Source organism: Bacillus alkalicellulosilyticus (assembly GCF_002019795.1).
GTDB lineage: Bacteria > Bacillota > Bacilli > Bacillales > Bacillaceae_F > Bacillus_AO > Bacillus_AO alkalicellulosilyticum.
The window spans coordinates 1,615,548-1,630,489 of record NZ_KV917381.1; the positions used below are offsets into that span (position 1 = coordinate 1,615,548).

Here is a 14,942-nt window from a genome sequence, read left to right on the forward strand (position 1 = left end):
GGTTTTTACCTTTTGTCTCACCCTCTAAGCAATGTGCGTAATCGCCACTGTCTTAAAAAATTTGTTGTGAGTGGTTTTTTCACAACGGGTTTTGTGGCGCATGAAGCCATCGCTGCTTTTTTTTACAAGTTTTGTCTCGACTCTTTTATTTACGTAGATTAAAGGCTGCATTAATCTGTCCACGTAACATTCTTTCACGCACATCTTTCTTCTTAAGCTGCTTTTGTTCCATTTTCCTGATTTCAAAGGTTTGCATTCCGTCTTCCATCTTATTAGCAATATCCACTAGTCTCTCTACATCTAAAAATGAATATTTTCGTGTTCCGCCTTTTGTTCTCTCTGGGAACACTAATTTCCGTTCTTCATAATAGCGTATTTTTCTTTCGGATAGTCCAGTGAGTTCACTGACTACACCAATCGTGATCACTTTTTTATCTCTATATGACGTCGACACGTTTCTCCCACTCCTCTCAAAAAAAGGATATTACAATTGGATTATTTATACTATAACATAGAAAAGTAATCGAATTCTTCGAAATGTCAGATAATCTAACAACCAAAAATAGAGACCATTGGGAAGTAAATCCATCTCTACACAATACATGTGACAATGGAGCTATTCCTCCTCTATAAGGGTATGAGAGGTTTTTACAAGATGGTATAATAAATGAATAGTACATTTTTTTACAAACATATTGAATAATAATATGAGATTGATTATACTTTTTAAAACATATCAAAAAAGTCGGAATAGATATTTGATACAATACAAATGCATTGTCTAAAGATAGAGAGAACAATCTTAAAATTTTTCTAAGGAAACTTAGGAAAGGTGTGGGGAGAATGACTGTTGGTAAAGTATATTTAGTAGGAGCAGGTCCTGGAGATATTGAGCTCATAACCGTCAAAGCTAAAAGGCATTTAATGGAAGCGGATGTTATTTTATATGATAGATTAATTAACCCATTACTCTTATCTATCGTAAGGAGTGAAGCGGAGTTAATCTATGTTGGTAAACTTCCTGACCGTCATATTTTACGTCAGGATGCAATTAATGATTTATTAGTCGAAAAGGCAAAAGAAGGAAAAAAAGTCGTTCGTTTAAAAGGCGGAGACCCTAGTGTATTTGGAAGAGTTGGAGAGGAAGCTGAAGAATTAGCATTGCACGACATTCCTTATGAAATTGTTCCAGGTGTGACATCGAGTATCGCGGCTGCCTCTTATGCTGGAATTCCAGTGACTCATCGAGAGTACGGCTATTCATTTGCGGTTGTCACTGGACATGACAAATCAAAATCTGGTCAACCTTTAATTGATTGGGCTGCGTTATCTGGGATAGACACGATTGCGTTTTACATGGGCGTTGGAAATATACAATACATTACCGAACAACTTATATCAAATGGTCGAACGCCGGAAACGCCTGTAATTTTAATTCAATGGGGAACTTACAGTCGACAACGTACGCTTGAAGGGACAATAGGAACAATAGCTGAGAAAGTAAAGGAAACTAAATTTTCGAACCCAGCGATTACGTTAGTGGGTAATATTGTAGACTTGCGTAAAAAACTTGCATGGTTTGAAAAAACACCACTGTTTGGAAAGCAAATCATGGTCGCAAGGACGAGCAATGAGAATAGTAAATTAACTTCTTCATTAGTAGAACATGGCGCAGAAGTTTTTCATTATCCAGCATATAAAGTAGATTCAATTGTGGAAAAAGCGGGAAAAGAGTTTAAGGATATTACAAATGCTAAAAACATTTTCTTTTTATCTCCTGAAAGCATCGATTACTTTTTTGAAGGCTTAGCATATCATCAAATTGATATCCGTTTCATTCAGGCAAAGCTTTTTGTTGGTTCGGTTAAATCAAAACGAAAATTAACACAGTATGGTTGTTTAAGTGAATCCGTGGAGGAATTAAATCGCCAAGACCCTATCGTAACAATAGGGGGACAAATGACCGAACGTAAGAAAGAGAAGCTAAAACAACAACTCGGGGATTTTACACATATAGTGACCCATGAGCAAGTGATTGATAGCAATAAACAAATGATCTGTAATCGAGTGTTAGAGGAAGGAACGGTGACGACGTTATTATTTCCAAGTGCAGCATCAGTTGAAGCTTTTATGCTAGGGTTACAGCAATTAGGAAGAAATCCATTAGAAGAAGTGTTGAAATGGGAAATCATCTGTTTTGGTGAAAAATCAACAAAAGCAGCAAAAGAAAATGGATTTCACACTGTTGAAACATTAGCAGAACCATCGATTGATTCATTAGTAAACCATCTAAGTCAATCGAATCAATTAGCAGTAGAGTAGGTGATTGAATGAAAGCAGTATTATATATAGGGCATGGGACAAGAGTGAAGGAAGGCGTACGACAATATGAGGCGTTCATTGAAAAGGTCAAAGCTGCCATCGACGTACCGATTCAACAACATTGCTTTATCGAGTTAGCAGAACCGTCAATTCAAGCTGGTATTGATACCTGTGTTGAAAGAGGTGCAACGGAGATTGCGATTGTACCGGTATTATTATTAGCTGCAGGACACGCAAAACTAGATATACCAGAAGAAATTGATGAGGCGAAAGAAAAGCACCCTTCAGTCACCTTTCGATATGGACGTGTAATTGGTATTGATCAACGAATGGTTAACATGGTTGTTGATAGGTTATATGAAGCTGGTTTTCCACAACAACAACTAACGGATATCGAAAAACGTGAGGATATTGCGATATTACTAGTTGGACGAGGAAGCAGTGATCCAGATGCAAACAGTGATTTGGCTAAATTAGCACGACTGATTTGGGAAGCTGTTCCCGTTGATGTGGTTGAAACATGTTATTTAGCAGCAACAAAACCAAGTTTTGACGATGGACTAGACCGGGTGAAACGGATGTCCAACAAAAAGGTGTATGTTCTTCCGTATTTATTATTTACTGGATTATTAATGAAGCAAATGGCTGTTAAAATTGAAAAGCTACAAGAGGACTTGGGTGATCGTAGTATTCATTTATGTGATTATTTAGGATACCATCCTACACTCATTGATATTATCGCAGACCGAGTGGAAGAGTTACTTGAGGACAATGTCCGCGTAAATTGTGATGCTTGCAAATATCGGTTTGCCGCAATAGCTTCAAAGTAGGAGGCTTGTCATGTCATTATATCCAGTTATGCTAAACATAAAAGGGAAAAAAGTAGTAGTGGTTGGAGGAGGGAAGATTGCTTTTCGAAAAGTGAAAGGTCTTCTTCCTTGTGGTGCCAATATTTTTGTAGTATCACCTGATATTATTGATGAATTTCTTCCCTTTATTAAAACTGGACAAGTTCATTGGTTAAAAGAACATTATAGACACGAATTAATTGAAGGGGCATTTATTGTTTTTGCTGCGACAGATAACCCGGAAGTTAATCGAACCGTGTATGAGGAGTCCTCTGAACAACAACTTGTCAGTCGAGTTGACGATATCGAACAAACTGATTTTTTTGTTCCTTCTGTTGTGAAGAGAGGGAAACTAACACTGGCTGTGTCGACCGAAGGAGCAAGTCCTGCGTTAGCAAGACAAATTACAAAAGAGCTTACAGAAAAATACGACCAACGATATGAAGATATTGTAGATTTTCTAGGGGCTGCTAGACATAGGATAAAGCAGAAAATCAAGGACCCTAACCAAAGAGAGACCTTTCTAAAACGGCTGATTGAAGAGGAGATTTATAAATTAACTGACCGAGAAAAAATAATAGAAAGCTGGACAGCAAAAAACAGTTGGGAAGATAAATAATCTTTCCATCTGTTTTTTTACTTTCAACCGATGAATAATAAACACAACGTTACTGCTTTGCAATTTTCTTTATGAAATGTAACGCCTGTTCTTTTGTTTCGCTGAGGTAATAGGCATTGGCTATACCTACCTTTTCAACTAGTTGTTTATCTACGGATTTATAATAATAACTAGATTGAAAGTCCTCTGTAAAAGGAAAAGGATCGATTGTAATAGATTGTTTATCTAACCAATGTGCAATAAGATGGTTTTTAGTGGGAAAGACGACATCAGTGTTTTTAAATCCTCCTATATACCAAGGATGTTCTTTTTCTTTTGTGGAGCCTGGATGGTTTAAACAAGCATAAAGCGAAATGTCATCGCACAGTTGTAATAATTGAAAGTGAAAGGCGAGTTGTTTTTCATCAAGCTCATCTTGCGATTTAAGACTATTTATCAAGTGAGTTTGTCTTTGTTTCTCTTCTATCAGAAAGTGTAGACCTGGTCCTTCAGGGGTAGAAGCGAAAAAAGAAGCAAAGTGCATGCTGCATAATAGGGCAGCATACATATTTTTATTTTGTATTTCATTAATCCCTTTTTTATAAAACTCAATTTTAGGGATGATCGGGTAATCTTGAAATGAAAAAGGTTTTTGAGCTTCGTCATTCCAAATGGGAGTGTGATCTAAACCTACCCACCCACAGTCATGCTCATATATTGCAAGTAAAACATTTTTCTGAGCACTTGTGGTATTGAAAGGAAGTCGTAATGCAATATCACCTGCCAATCTAGCATGGTCGTGCTGAGAAATCATAATAAAGCTTTGTTTGGTTTCCCGGACTATCACAATATCACTTCCCTCGTTTATTACTATCATTGTAGCATGTGATAAATGGAAGTAATAGAGACATGTGCATACAATTGTATTAAGCAATACTAATGAAAGGTGAACAAACGGTACTATTTAAAAGAGAATTTAGACAATGAAGTCTACAACCACGAGTACACCAATTAAGCATAATGCTGTACTTGTTTTAAAATAATCCATTCGTTGAATCTTTCTTGACTCCTCGAAGCATAAAGAACCAGTAAAGCAACGTGAAGCCATGGCGTGATACACTTTTTCAGACCGATTAATCGACTTAATTAACAACCCACCAGTAATTTGACCGTAAGTTTTCAAGTTACTAATCTGAATCCCGCCTTTAAAATATCGAGATTTTAGGGCGAGTTGCATTTTTTGAATATCATCTAGGAACAAAAACACATACCGATAGGCAAGCAAAAGAATAGTAATCATGATGGATGGAACTTTTAGCTGGGCCAAACTATTTATAAACTGATCCGTGGATTGAGTATCTAAAATAATTGTCATAACAGTCATAGACGTAACAGCTTTAAGGATAATCAATAAAGCAAAGGAAATATTTCCGTAATTAATTGGCCATCCGTTACTAAAAATCAAGGGAAGTGTCATTAATAAAAGAAATGGAGCAATGATAAAATATCTCCCTAGTAACGTTTTAACTGTAATTCCCATTGCAAGACACGCAACTACAGAAACAGTGAGTGCCATAATGGCTAATAACGGTGTAGAAAGACTAACTACCCCAAATATAAAAAGGAGAGCTGTCAGTAATTTCATTCGAGACTCCCACATATACGCCCATTTAGAAACCCCTTGTACTTCATATTTACTTTCGGATGAGGTTGTCATTGAATCACCCTCTTAGTTGATTTCAACTTTATTTTTTTTCAAGGACTTCAAAAAAGGTAGGTCTGACTGAGTATAAATACTTTACTGAAAACCCAGTTAAGATTCCTTCGATAATAGCAAGAGGAAGGTAAGCAAGGATAACCATATTGACTACTGAAAATGTACCATCTCCATATCTATGATCAGAAAATAGGAGAAGCAGGATTAATAGGCAGACTGCAAATCCTATGGCCAGAAATCCGGCTAAAAAACCTTTTAGAAAGTGAGGGGTTCTAGTGAAGGTTTTCGCCAATATGTAAATGAGAACAGCTGGAATAGCCATGAGTAATGTATTTGCTCCTAACGTTGTTAGCCCACCGTGTTGAAATAAGGTGGCTTGTAAAAGCAATCCGATAAATATTCCAAGCGGTGCTCTCCGGCCAAGGACTAACCCTAAGAAACCCCCAAGGAGGGGATGAACTGATGTCGGTCCAATCGGAATAGTAATAAGGGAAGATACAAAGAATGCTCCAGATAAGAGACTTATTTTAGGGATTTCTTCTTCTTTTATCCCCTTTGTTGAATAGGCGATTAATCCAATTGCAGCTGCGGTTGTTACTACAGCTACAGTAACGCTAATGACACCATCAGACACATGCATTCTAATGCCCTCCCGTCCTCCTAAAAACAATGAGATTACGAGTTATTTATATTCTACTTTATCGACATGTATTCGGACTATATGGAAGCTTGTACACACAAAGTATGGCTGCTTGTAGACGTCCATATGAATTGCGAGCCATAAGCACTACACTTAAGGCTCGCACAGTGCTTATTTTAGGAATCCACCTAATAGCTTCATTACTGGGTTTACTTGCCCTACAAATCCCATGACACTTTGAACACCGTTACCAATTTTTTTATAGTCTATTTTTCCGTTTTGATCTCTAATGAAGGATGTTGGACCAAGCGGTGCATTTCCTTGTTGAACAGGGAATCCTTGATTAAACGGAAATTGCTGAAAGGTTTGATTGAATGGGAACTGTGGTCCTTGATTAGCTTGACTGTAAGGCGTGGACTGTTGCTGAAATGGTTGATATTGTCCTTGAGGCCCGTGCATTTGTTGCTTTGGCATGAAAAAGTCACTTTTAAACGGATTGTTTTCTTGCATCACGTGATTATGATACTCAAAAGGATTGAAGCCCATTGGGTTAGCTCCCATATGATTTTTCATCATCAAAGGAAGATACTTGCTTTTATTAAAATTGGGTGGAAACATTGAAGACCCTCTTTTCTGAAACGAATTTGAATCTGACTGAGAAAATAAACAAACTAGGATTCAATTACTCTAGTATATGTTGTAACAACAAGGGTTGTAACGGCGAATCACTAGTACTCTTATTTCTAGCATATAGGACGAGCCGCTTCAGAAAAAAGATTGAAAAAGTGTTTAAAATGTCCAACCAAGTGGAGCGGTGCGTCAATATCTTAGTAATGAAATTTAAAATAATACCGTTTTTGGTATAAGAAGGAGGCAAATACAAATGTCCGCTAGTCATTACTATGATCTTTGTAGTAAAAATATCGGAAAAGCAGTTGAGATAAGAGACATTCATGGTCAGGTTCACCGTGGAATTATTGACAAATGTGATTATGACCAAGTTTATCTTCGTCCTCTTGATGGAGCTGCTCCACCTTCATCAGGACCAGGAGGACCAGGAATGTTCTTTTGGGGATTTGGACCAGGTTTGGCTGCAGGTGCTTTGTTAGGAATTGGACTAGGTTCAATTGTTGCATTATCATTCTTGCCATATCCATTTTTCTGGTAAGAGAAATTGTAGAGGGTGTGACAAAAGGTTGTTTTACCTTTTGTCCACCCTCTTTTCGTTATTATAGAGCTGATATGAAAGGAAAGGTAAGTTAGTTCACGTTTATAAAAAGGAAGTGAAAAAATGGAATTTATGACAGAGCATTTGCTTGTAAGAAATATTGAGATTGAAGATAAGGAAGGGATTTTTCAACTATATTCTGATCCAAAGGTTCTCCAGTTAGATACGAGTGAAGGAATAAAAAGTGTAGAAGAAGCAGAATTGTTTATTCGCCAAATCCAAAGCCCATACCTCAATTACAACTCTATACGGTCGATTGTTATTCATAAGGAATCAGGGGATACAGTAGGAACATGTGGGTTTAGGAATTGGGACAAAAACTCTAATCATGCGGAAATAGGAGGGAACTTACAGAGTAAATACTGGGGAAAGGGGTTTGCATCAGAACTTGTACCGCCAATGCTAAGCTATGGGTTTACACAACTCAACCTAAATAAAATATATGCCTATACGGTATTGAGAAACAAAGCGGTGCTACGTTTATTAGAAAAAAATCACTTTATACAAGAAGGTTTATTACGTAAACACCACCTTATTGGTAACCAGTACGAGGATGTCGCTATCTTAAGTAAATCCCACTGGTAATGCACCCAATTTACATTTATTTCATAACTATAAACTATGAAAAAGGAGGGAGATGCTATGGATAAGTCTTGGCAAGGCAATAGTTGGAATGAAGTTGAAGACTTTTTAGGTGACGATTTTTTTTCAGAGTTCCAAGGACTACTACAACAAAAACAAGAACAAGAACCAAAAGCAAATCTATATATGTCTGGGAAGAACATCATATGTATTTTCACTTTGCCTGGACTTACTTTGGAGGATGTTGAGATTTATGCAGAAAAGAAAACCATAGAAATAAGAGGAACACGGCACCTTGATTATCCAGGATTCCGGTTACTTCAAGAGGAAATCGAACAAGGTCCTTTCAAAAGAACCTTAGAATTACCTTATTCAATCGAAGTGCAGGAAGTAAAATCTTCATACCAAAAAGGGGTATTAATGATTCACCTTTTAAGAGCATCCAATGAAGGTCAAAAGAAATGAAGTCGTAAAGAATTACCATCGATTATTTTAATCTACCAAGAATGTAGTCATGCTTAGCAAAATATAAATAATTTGAATGCACACTATTTGTAAAAAGAAATAACAGTTATATTAAAACGGAGGTGAATGTATGGGCTTTTTTGATAATCATGGTTTAAGTTTCAGGAAAAAGAAAGCTCTTGAGAGTGAGCGCCAAACGGACTTGCTTGGAATTGAACATGCAGAAAAAGAAGCAAAAATTCCTGAATTTGAAAATGAAAAAATAATAAAGAGATCGCTGGAGTATGGACTAGAAGCTGCACCGTCTATTGGAGATAGGACAATATCAACATTTACGAGAGAGCCTCGTCCAGCATATGCAGGTATTCCGACTTTTTTACGGGCCCCTTTTTTGGAAGATGTTCGTAAAGTTGGAGAATATGATGTAGCCTTTTTAGGAGTTCCATTCGATATAGGAACAACCTATAGAGCGGGTGCGAGATTTGGTCCAGAAGCGATGAGAAGAATTTCAAAACTATACACAAGTTATAGCTATGAAAAAAATGTAGACCTTGTTGAATCATTGAAAATGTGCGATGTAGGTGATGTCTTTACGATTGCCAATATTGAGAAGAGCTTTGACCAAATTTATAAGGCTGTTAGCCATGTATTTGCTCAAGGTACTTTGCCGGTTATGCTTGGTGGTGACCATGCGATCGGTTACCCTTGTTTGAGAGCCATCGCAGATAATGTTGATGGGAAAGTAGGAATTATCCATATGGACCGCCATCTAGATTTACAAGAGAAGGATATGGATGAAAGGATGCACACTACACCTTGGTTTCATGCAACCAACATTCCAAATGCACCGCCTTCTAATCTTGTCCAAGTTGGGATCGGAGGTTGGCAGGTTCCTAGAGAAGCCGTAAAAAACGTTCGCAAGCTAAACACTACAGCAATATCGATAGGTGATATTGAGAGATTAGGAATTGAAAAGGTAGCGGAAATTGCGTTAGAGACAGCTTGGAAGGGAGCAAAAGCTGTTTATTTAAGTGTGGACATTGATAGTTTTGATGCTGGATTTGTACCCGGAACCGGTTGGCCAGAACCAGGAGGGTTCCTTCCTAGAGAGGGATTGAAGTTTTTAGATATTGTCGCAAGAGAAGGTATTTGTGGTATGGAGTTAGTTGAAGTTTCCCCTCCTTATGATGTAAGTGATCAGACCGCATTACTTGGAACTAGAATTATAGCAGATGTGCTAGCGGCTATGGTCGATGCAGGAAAAATCGGAAAGAAATTTGTATAGATAAAAGATATTTATAACAGTGCAATGAGTAAAGTCATCAACTCCATTTATGATCTTTTTATCAGGGGTTTGGTGAGCAGAGCCATTGCCTTTTTCTTGTTATTAGGACAAGTTTATTCCTATTCTGGATTAAAAAATGTCTTTTTACTTTAATTCATAGGGGCTTGTCTCGATTCATAACATAATACTAGCTTGCTACTAAACTAAGCCGATAATTTATTTTCTGAGAGGAAGTCTTATATGTATGCTATTGACATGAAGGATGTCGTCTATGAGTACCCTGATAAGACAAAGGCTGTAAACAACCTATCACTCCAAATCCCTATAGGTGCGAAGGTTGCCATTCTAGGACCAAACGGAGCTGGGAAATCAACGTTATTACATCATTTGAATGGATTAAAACTCCCACAAAGTGGGTCAATATCGATAATGGGAATGCCACTGACCAAAAAGCATTTAAAGAGTATTCGCCAAAAAGTAGGTCTCGTGTTCCAGGACCCAGATGACCAAGTTTTCTCAAGTACGGTTTGGGAGGATGTCCAATTTGGTCCGAAAAATTTAGGGCTATCGGCAGAAGAGGTCAAAGGTGTATGTGAGGTTGCGCTCGGTTCTGTGGGAATGTTGGAAAATAAGGAGAAGGCTCCATTCCATTTGAGTTATGGTCAAAAGAAGAGAGTCGCTATTGCAGGAATCCTTGCTATGAAACCAGATATTGTCGTTTTGGATGAACCGATGGCCTATTTAGATCCGCAAGGGCAAGATGAAGTGGCTGCCCTTCTACAAGGATTGCACTTCTTAGGTAAAACGATCCTTCTTTCAACCCATGATGTTGACTTTGCAGCATCATGGGCAGATACAATTATTTTAATGAAAGAAGGGTCTTTACTCTCAGTAGGTGGACCAGAATTGTTAGTTAATGAGGAATCGATTAGGAACGCAAAATTACATTTGCCGCGAATTGCAAGATTATTTCGCTTACTACCTAATGTAGATAACGACAATCTTCCTAAAAATGAACAAGAAGCGGTTAGGATAGTTTATGAAATGCTAGACTATCAAAGAGAATGAAGGAGTTTTAGAAACAAAACAATCTATCCAGTCGATTCCTCCACCTCATTTTACAAGAGTATTATACTTGCGCTTGTGCTTGGTCAACGACATCTGGGTCATTCGTTAAGTTGGCATTGTTGAACTGCAATGGACTAAAGTTCGCATCGCCTGGTTGAGCATAGCCGACGTTCAACTTCCCATTGGCTTGATGTCCTTTATGAACAACATTACCGAAGTTCATAGAGGCATTACTTGCAGCTTGATTAATCCTAATTCCTAGGATGTTATTCATGTGTGTGAAGAAGGCAATCTCCTCCTAACTTTAACTTTTCCTTTATATCGTATGCTTTTAGGCGGTGAGTGTCACAAATTTTTAGAAATAGCTAGCAATAATGAAACGAAATCCATACCGCTTTTAATGTCAAAAAAAAATGTTGTGAATAGACATATATGGAGAAAGTTATTTATTAGGAGGTTACATTCGTGAAAGCACATTTTTGTGGAAAGGGAGAATCACTGTATTATTTAGCAGAGATGTACCAAGTGGATATTCACATGTTAGCAGCGCATAATCCGCATATCAAATCGCCATCAAGTATACCAGAAGGAACACAAGTAACTATCCCATCGTTAGTAGGACTTCCAGGAGTAATGGGAGATGTTATGAAAAGTGATAACAAAGGAAATGTGTGTGCGTATGTTGCAGATGAGCCTGTAACTTATAAACAACATCATGTTCCACACTGGCCTTCTGAAGACTATGCCGTCAATTTTGGTTCACATACACCACTAGGACTATCGTCCACACCTAATACTGTTCAGACAAGACAAATGGAACAACCTTCTCCTTCCATCCATCAACAACAATCAAAACCTACGACACAACATTCGTTTCATTACCCAGGCGGAAAATACTATCATTGGAACGGCAATTATAGATAGGTAAAAAAGGTAGGGAAGTGAGGGTGAGACAAAAGGTTGAGTTCCGAAGCCACTGAAAAAGTAACCTAACTTTGATGAGACCTCTGAGTTCCTTTTGTCTCAACCTCTTCAAATAACTGGATATCTCTCTCTCCGTACACGCACATCCATGAAAAATAAAACATATGGTATGAAAGGATTGCTGTCGGGAGGGATAAAAAGTGAACAACCATTTTCCTAACAATTGGAAGGGGATGCTTCCAAACTTTTTGGGAGACGATTTCTTTTCTAGTTTTAATCAATTAGCTACCAACAGTAGTACCACTAAGGTTAATATTTATGAATCAGGAAATGAACTTATTGTTGTTTTTTCACTACCAGGATTAAAGGTTGAAGAGGTAGATATTTATGCATATGAAAGGACATTGGAAGTTAGGGGGACAGTCCATATTGATTTTAATGGTTTCAGGTTAGTTCAAGAAGAAATGGTTCAAGGACCAATCAAGCGCTCTATTGAATTACCGTTTCCCGTGAAAGAAGATAAGGTTGATGCTGCTTATCAAAGAGGTATGCTAGTCATTCATTTACATCGTTTAATTCGGCCGAATCAAGTCAAACAAAAAATAAACATAAAAAATTTAGACGAATAATTAAAAGGGATGTGTCTTAAGAGGCGTGGTTCGCTCGGACACATCCCTTACATCCACCTTAGTGTCACCTGATTAGTTGGTGTTACCCCTTATTTTCAGGTTCTTCATTTTCAAAGTCGTTCATTTCCTCCATTTGCATATCCTCAGTATCCATATCATTAAATTGCATCTCACCTTGTTCGTTCATAAGCTGTTGAATGTTTTCTGGGTCAGTCAAGGCGGTCATTCCAATATTGAGCGCCCCAGATAAGTCTTTTACAGTTAACTCTTGTATTTTGTAATTGATATTTTCAATGATAATCGGTTTGATATCCTCGATCTTTTCCTTTAATTTTTCATTTTCTTCTTCAATGGCTTCCACTTTATCCTGTAAATCTTTAAGGAAAGCTGTCAAATCAGAATCTTGAAACAAAGGAGGTCTCTTTTTAGTTTTAGCTTTGTCGTCTTGTTTTGGTTTGTATAGCGCATGTATTGATGGAACATCTGCCATCTGTTCAGTTGATTGTAGCATTTGGTGATACTCCGGTTGACCGTTGAAATCAAAAGAAGGGCCCGAAACTTCATATTGCGGTGAATAAAGAGGATATTGAGGATACCCATAGTAATATTGGTTTGGACTTCCTTTCCAATAGTACTGATTTCCGTAGCAATAGTAATATGGCCAGTAATAATAGCTCGTTGCAGTCACCCCCACATTAGCTCTATTTTATAAAATATGAGAGGAACATTTATTAATGTACATAAAATTAAATATTAGCAAAAAAAGGAGCACGATCCAATTGGTGTAGGATGTGCTCAGTTAGAGTTAAGTAGGAAACGGGGGCATTTCAAGAAAAGGTGGTTCAATAATTTCAATCTCACCGTTTTCTTCAGCGTTTTCAGGTTCATTTTCTTCATAAAAAGGCTTAGGAAACCTTGCCGTTGATGATGTGTTACCTGAAAACACAGTTTTCCCAATGTTTAGGGACCCAATCGTACTAATGGAATTGATCCTTATGTTCTTAATATTAATTTGCATCGGATTCGTCCTTTCTAGAAAAGTCTAGACTTGGGCTTGTGTCTGGTCTTTATAGTCGTTATCGTTGACGACATTGGCATTATTGAATTGAAGAGGACTAAAATTGGCATCTCCAGCTTGATAATAGCCAACATACATTTTCACATTAGCTTGATGCCCTTTATGGACGGAATGACCAAAATTAATTGAGGCATTATTAGAGGCGTTATTAATCCGAATTCCTACAATGTTATTAACATGTGCCAATGTAATTCCTCCTGATTTTTGCCTTTACTCTATTCGTATGTATTTAGGCAAATGATTGACACACGTTACAAGAAATTGAAGAAGCAATCCTATTATTTTTCTTATGAATCCCCACGTAGTGCCTTAAAATATTCTTCTTGAATAAGTGGTAAGTTTCGTTCAATGTTTTTTTCAATAAATTCCCGTAACCGTTGGTTTTGTTGAACCATTTGTTCATTGGCTGCGGTTAGGTAATCAATTTTAAGTTGTAGTGAATTCAATGATTCTAAACCTTCTGTTTGGACAGGAGTAAATTGCTCTTGCTTACATTCATTAAGAATAGAATGAATTTTTCGGAACTCTCTATTTACAAATTCTTTGTCCTCAAAAAAAAGTTTTTCTAACTTCTCAATCCGTTTTTCTAACCGATCCATCTATTTGTCACTCCCTAAAAAGTAATAACGCAAAGTATGCACGATGCCCCTATTCTGATCATATTCTAAAGTGACATAGATAGTATGGAACGACAAAAAAACTTGGCAAGAGTTCTTGCCAAGCACAAATCATCTATTCTTCTGAATTATCCTCTTTTCTTTTTATTTTCGCCTTAAGTGATGGTGAAAAGCGTTTTCCTTTATTTGCAGTTATCCATTCGTACAGATTTTTATCATAAACGATGTTAATATTGGTGTTATTGTCTTCATCTTCTTCATTGTTATCGTTGTTTTCATTAGCTGTTTCTTCATTATTACAAAAGTTAAACACAAATTCATCACCAATAATATATTCACCTGCTTGAAATTTAATATTGGCTTGATGTCCTTTGTGAATGGTTGGCCCGTAATTTATAGAAGCGCCGCTTGAAACTTGATTTATTTTAATAGAACCAATAGAAGTATAGGGCCCATGTCGATACATACCGAAACCCTCCTTTGCGGATTGTACAATATGATATGCATGCACGGACAACCTTGTATAGATTACAGTCTACGTTTTAGTAAAAATAGTTACATATCTGAGTTATAAAAAGTGAAAGTACTCTTTTTGTTTTGATAAAAATTCAGTAGTCATGTTCTGTATCAATTGTGTTCCGACGATTGATTTGGGAATAAACTCAAATGTATCCATTCCCGTTTCGTCTTTCTCAACAATAATTTGTAGATGTGATGTGTCAGCAATGACCCAAGTATTATTGCCCTGGTCTTCATATATAATATCAACACCTAGAAAGACTCCTAACTCTTGGACAAATTCATGAAAGATTAGCCCTTCAGAATTATCGTGTTCTTCATTGATTATACATGTTGCAAAAGGACTTGTTGTATAAAAAGAAGAGGCAAGCTGTACTATTACTTTCTCCATCGTAATCCCTGCTTTCCTAAGAAAATCGAAT

At 37.1% G+C, this 14,942-nt stretch carries 22 protein-coding genes; 10 read left to right on the forward strand and 12 right to left on the reverse strand.

Translation table 11 applies throughout. From position 1 onward, the window contains the following. Positions 1-145: 145 nt before the first annotated feature. Positions 146-454, reverse strand: coding sequence for a MerR family transcriptional regulator (locus BK585_RS08250; protein WP_078552984.1), 309 nt, complete (start codon positions 452-454; stop codon positions 146-148). Between the two features lie 389 nt (positions 455-843). On the opposite strand from BK585_RS08250, the gene cobA reads away from it, so the two are divergent. Genes cobA through BK585_RS08265 form a run of 3 tightly spaced genes read left to right on the forward strand, consistent with a single transcriptional unit; the run spans position 844 to position 3,789 of the window. Continuing rightward, positions 844-2,322 (forward strand): uroporphyrinogen-III C-methyltransferase, encoded by a 1,479-nt coding sequence (gene cobA, locus BK585_RS08255; protein WP_078552985.1) that lies wholly within the window; start codon positions 844-846, stop codon positions 2,320-2,322. 8 nt (positions 2,323-2,330) lie between these two features. Then, positions 2,331-3,152, forward strand: coding sequence for a sirohydrochlorin chelatase (locus BK585_RS08260; protein WP_078552986.1), 822 nt, complete (start codon positions 2,331-2,333; stop codon positions 3,150-3,152). Between the two features lie 10 nt (positions 3,153-3,162). Further along, on the forward strand, positions 3,163-3,789 hold the full coding sequence (locus tag BK585_RS08265) for a precorrin-2 dehydrogenase/sirohydrochlorin ferrochelatase family protein (RefSeq protein ID WP_078552987.1): 627 nt from the start codon (positions 3,163-3,165) through the stop codon (positions 3,787-3,789). 49 nt (positions 3,790-3,838) lie between these two features. Here the strand turns inward: BK585_RS08265 and BK585_RS08270 are convergent, their stop codons facing one another. The 4 genes from BK585_RS08270 to BK585_RS08285 form a co-directional block, all read right to left on the reverse strand. Beyond that, entirely contained in the window at positions 3,839-4,615 is a 777-nt protein-coding gene (locus BK585_RS08270) for a DUF3891 family protein (RefSeq protein ID WP_170885511.1), read from the reverse strand. A gap of 129 nt (positions 4,616-4,744) precedes the next feature. Next, complete coding sequence (cbiQ, locus tag BK585_RS08275; RefSeq protein WP_078552989.1) at positions 4,745-5,485, reverse strand: cobalt ECF transporter T component CbiQ; 741 nt, start codon at positions 5,483-5,485, stop codon at positions 4,745-4,747. A gap of 28 nt (positions 5,486-5,513) precedes the next feature. Next, positions 5,514-6,155 (reverse strand): CbiM family transporter, encoded by a 642-nt coding sequence (locus tag BK585_RS08280; protein WP_281248888.1) that lies wholly within the window; start codon positions 6,153-6,155, stop codon positions 5,514-5,516. A 141-nt stretch (positions 6,156-6,296) separates the two neighbouring features. Beyond that, positions 6,297-6,743, reverse strand: a complete 447-nt coding sequence (locus BK585_RS08285; protein ID WP_078552991.1) for a hypothetical protein — start codon at positions 6,741-6,743, stop codon at positions 6,297-6,299. 265 nt (positions 6,744-7,008) lie between these two features. On the opposite strand from BK585_RS08285, the gene BK585_RS08290 reads away from it, so the two are divergent. The 5 genes from BK585_RS08290 to BK585_RS08310 all read left to right on the forward strand — a co-directional run bounded on the left by BK585_RS08290 (position 7,009) and on the right by BK585_RS08310 (position 10,753). After that, positions 7,009-7,293, forward strand: a complete 285-nt coding sequence (locus tag BK585_RS08290; RefSeq protein WP_078552992.1) for a hypothetical protein — start codon at positions 7,009-7,011, stop codon at positions 7,291-7,293. A gap of 123 nt (positions 7,294-7,416) precedes the next feature. Continuing rightward, on the forward strand, positions 7,417-7,938 hold the full coding sequence (locus tag BK585_RS08295; RefSeq protein ID WP_078552993.1) for a GNAT family N-acetyltransferase: 522 nt from the start codon (positions 7,417-7,419) through the stop codon (positions 7,936-7,938). Between the two features lie 57 nt (positions 7,939-7,995). Next, on the forward strand, positions 7,996-8,400 hold the full coding sequence (locus tag BK585_RS08300) for an Hsp20/alpha crystallin family protein (protein WP_170885512.1): 405 nt from the start codon (positions 7,996-7,998) through the stop codon (positions 8,398-8,400). 130 nt (positions 8,401-8,530) lie between these two features. Then, entirely contained in the window at positions 8,531-9,685 is a 1,155-nt protein-coding gene (locus BK585_RS08305; protein ID WP_078552995.1) for an agmatinase family protein, read from the forward strand. A 240-nt stretch (positions 9,686-9,925) separates the two neighbouring features. After that, positions 9,926-10,753: an ATP-binding cassette domain-containing protein gene (locus BK585_RS08310; RefSeq protein ID WP_078552996.1), complete on the forward strand. Its 828-nt coding sequence runs from the start codon at positions 9,926-9,928 to the stop codon at positions 10,751-10,753. Positions 10,754-10,814: 61 nt separating this feature from the next. Here BK585_RS08310 and BK585_RS08315 read toward each other — a convergent pair whose 3' ends face one another. Continuing rightward, positions 10,815-11,027, reverse strand: coding sequence for a spore germination protein (locus BK585_RS08315; RefSeq protein WP_078552997.1), 213 nt, complete (start codon positions 11,025-11,027; stop codon positions 10,815-10,817). 191 nt (positions 11,028-11,218) lie between these two features. Between BK585_RS08315 and BK585_RS08325 the strand changes: the two genes are divergently transcribed. Further along, positions 11,219-11,677, forward strand: coding sequence for a LysM peptidoglycan-binding domain-containing protein (locus tag BK585_RS08325; protein ID WP_078552999.1), 459 nt, complete (start codon positions 11,219-11,221; stop codon positions 11,675-11,677). 200 nt (positions 11,678-11,877) lie between these two features. Beyond that, positions 11,878-12,306 carry an Hsp20/alpha crystallin family protein gene (locus BK585_RS08330; protein ID WP_139367523.1) on the forward strand — a complete coding sequence of 143 codons (429 nt, stop codon included), beginning with the start codon at positions 11,878-11,880 and terminating at the stop codon, positions 12,304-12,306. 82 nt (positions 12,307-12,388) lie between these two features. On the opposite strand, the gene gerPC is transcribed toward BK585_RS08330, so the two are convergent. From gerPC to BK585_RS08360, 6 genes are all read right to left on the reverse strand, one after another. Next, positions 12,389-12,817, reverse strand: coding sequence for a spore germination protein GerPC (gerPC, locus tag BK585_RS08335; protein ID WP_078553000.1), 429 nt, complete (start codon positions 12,815-12,817; stop codon positions 12,389-12,391). A gap of 294 nt (positions 12,818-13,111) precedes the next feature. Then, positions 13,112-13,324 carry a hypothetical protein gene (locus BK585_RS08340; protein WP_078553001.1) on the reverse strand — a complete coding sequence of 71 codons (213 nt, stop codon included), beginning with the start codon at positions 13,322-13,324 and terminating at the stop codon, positions 13,112-13,114. A 24-nt stretch (positions 13,325-13,348) separates the two neighbouring features. Then, complete coding sequence (locus tag BK585_RS08345) at positions 13,349-13,570, reverse strand: spore germination protein (RefSeq protein WP_078553002.1); 222 nt, start codon at positions 13,568-13,570, stop codon at positions 13,349-13,351. A 101-nt stretch (positions 13,571-13,671) separates the two neighbouring features. Next, on the reverse strand, positions 13,672-13,983 hold the full coding sequence (locus tag BK585_RS08350) for a hypothetical protein (protein ID WP_078553003.1): 312 nt from the start codon (positions 13,981-13,983) through the stop codon (positions 13,672-13,674). Positions 13,984-14,116: 133 nt separating this feature from the next. Further along, positions 14,117-14,467 (reverse strand): hypothetical protein, encoded by a 351-nt coding sequence (locus BK585_RS08355; protein ID WP_078553004.1) that lies wholly within the window; start codon positions 14,465-14,467, stop codon positions 14,117-14,119. 102 nt (positions 14,468-14,569) lie between these two features. Further along, entirely contained in the window at positions 14,570-14,911 is a 342-nt protein-coding gene (locus BK585_RS08360; RefSeq protein WP_139367525.1) for a hypothetical protein, read from the reverse strand. Positions 14,912-14,942: the final 31 nt, after the last annotated feature.

Coding starts and splice junctions, on each gene's coding strand:
- BK585_RS08310 (WP_078552996.1), top strand. CDS start 9,926: ATGTATGCTATTGACATGAAGGATGTCGTCTATGAGTACCCTGATAAG.
- BK585_RS08290 (WP_078552992.1), top strand. CDS start 7,009: ATGTCCGCTAGTCATTACTATGATCTTTGTAGTAAAAATATCGGAAAA.
- cbiQ (WP_078552989.1), bottom strand. CDS start 5,485: ATGACAACCTCATCCGAAAGTAAATATGAAGTACAAGGGGTTTCTAAA.
- BK585_RS08295 (WP_078552993.1), top strand. CDS start 7,417: ATGGAATTTATGACAGAGCATTTGCTTGTAAGAAATATTGAGATTGAA.
- BK585_RS08260 (WP_078552986.1), top strand. CDS start 2,331: ATGAAAGCAGTATTATATATAGGGCATGGGACAAGAGTGAAGGAAGGC.
- BK585_RS08305 (WP_078552995.1), top strand. CDS start 8,531: ATGGGCTTTTTTGATAATCATGGTTTAAGTTTCAGGAAAAAGAAAGCT.
- BK585_RS08300 (WP_170885512.1), top strand. CDS start 7,996: ATGGATAAGTCTTGGCAAGGCAATAGTTGGAATGAAGTTGAAGACTTT.
- BK585_RS08315 (WP_078552997.1), bottom strand. CDS start 11,027: ATGAATAACATCCTAGGAATTAGGATTAATCAAGCTGCAAGTAATGCC.
- BK585_RS08265 (WP_078552987.1), top strand. CDS start 3,163: ATGTCATTATATCCAGTTATGCTAAACATAAAAGGGAAAAAAGTAGTA.
- BK585_RS08355 (WP_078553004.1), bottom strand. CDS start 14,467: ATGTATCGACATGGGCCCTATACTTCTATTGGTTCTATTAAAATAAAT.
- BK585_RS08350 (WP_078553003.1), bottom strand. CDS start 13,983: ATGGATCGGTTAGAAAAACGGATTGAGAAGTTAGAAAAACTTTTTTTT.
- BK585_RS08360 (WP_139367525.1), bottom strand. CDS start 14,911: ATGGAGAAAGTAATAGTACAGCTTGCCTCTTCTTTTTATACAACAAGT.
- cobA (WP_078552985.1), top strand. CDS start 844: ATGACTGTTGGTAAAGTATATTTAGTAGGAGCAGGTCCTGGAGATATT.
- gerPC (WP_078553000.1), bottom strand. CDS start 12,817: ATGCTACAATCAACTGAACAGATGGCAGATGTTCCATCAATACATGCG.
- BK585_RS08340 (WP_078553001.1), bottom strand. CDS start 13,324: ATGCAAATTAATATTAAGAACATAAGGATCAATTCCATTAGTACGATT.
- BK585_RS08285 (WP_078552991.1), bottom strand. CDS start 6,743: ATGTTTCCACCCAATTTTAATAAAAGCAAGTATCTTCCTTTGATGATG.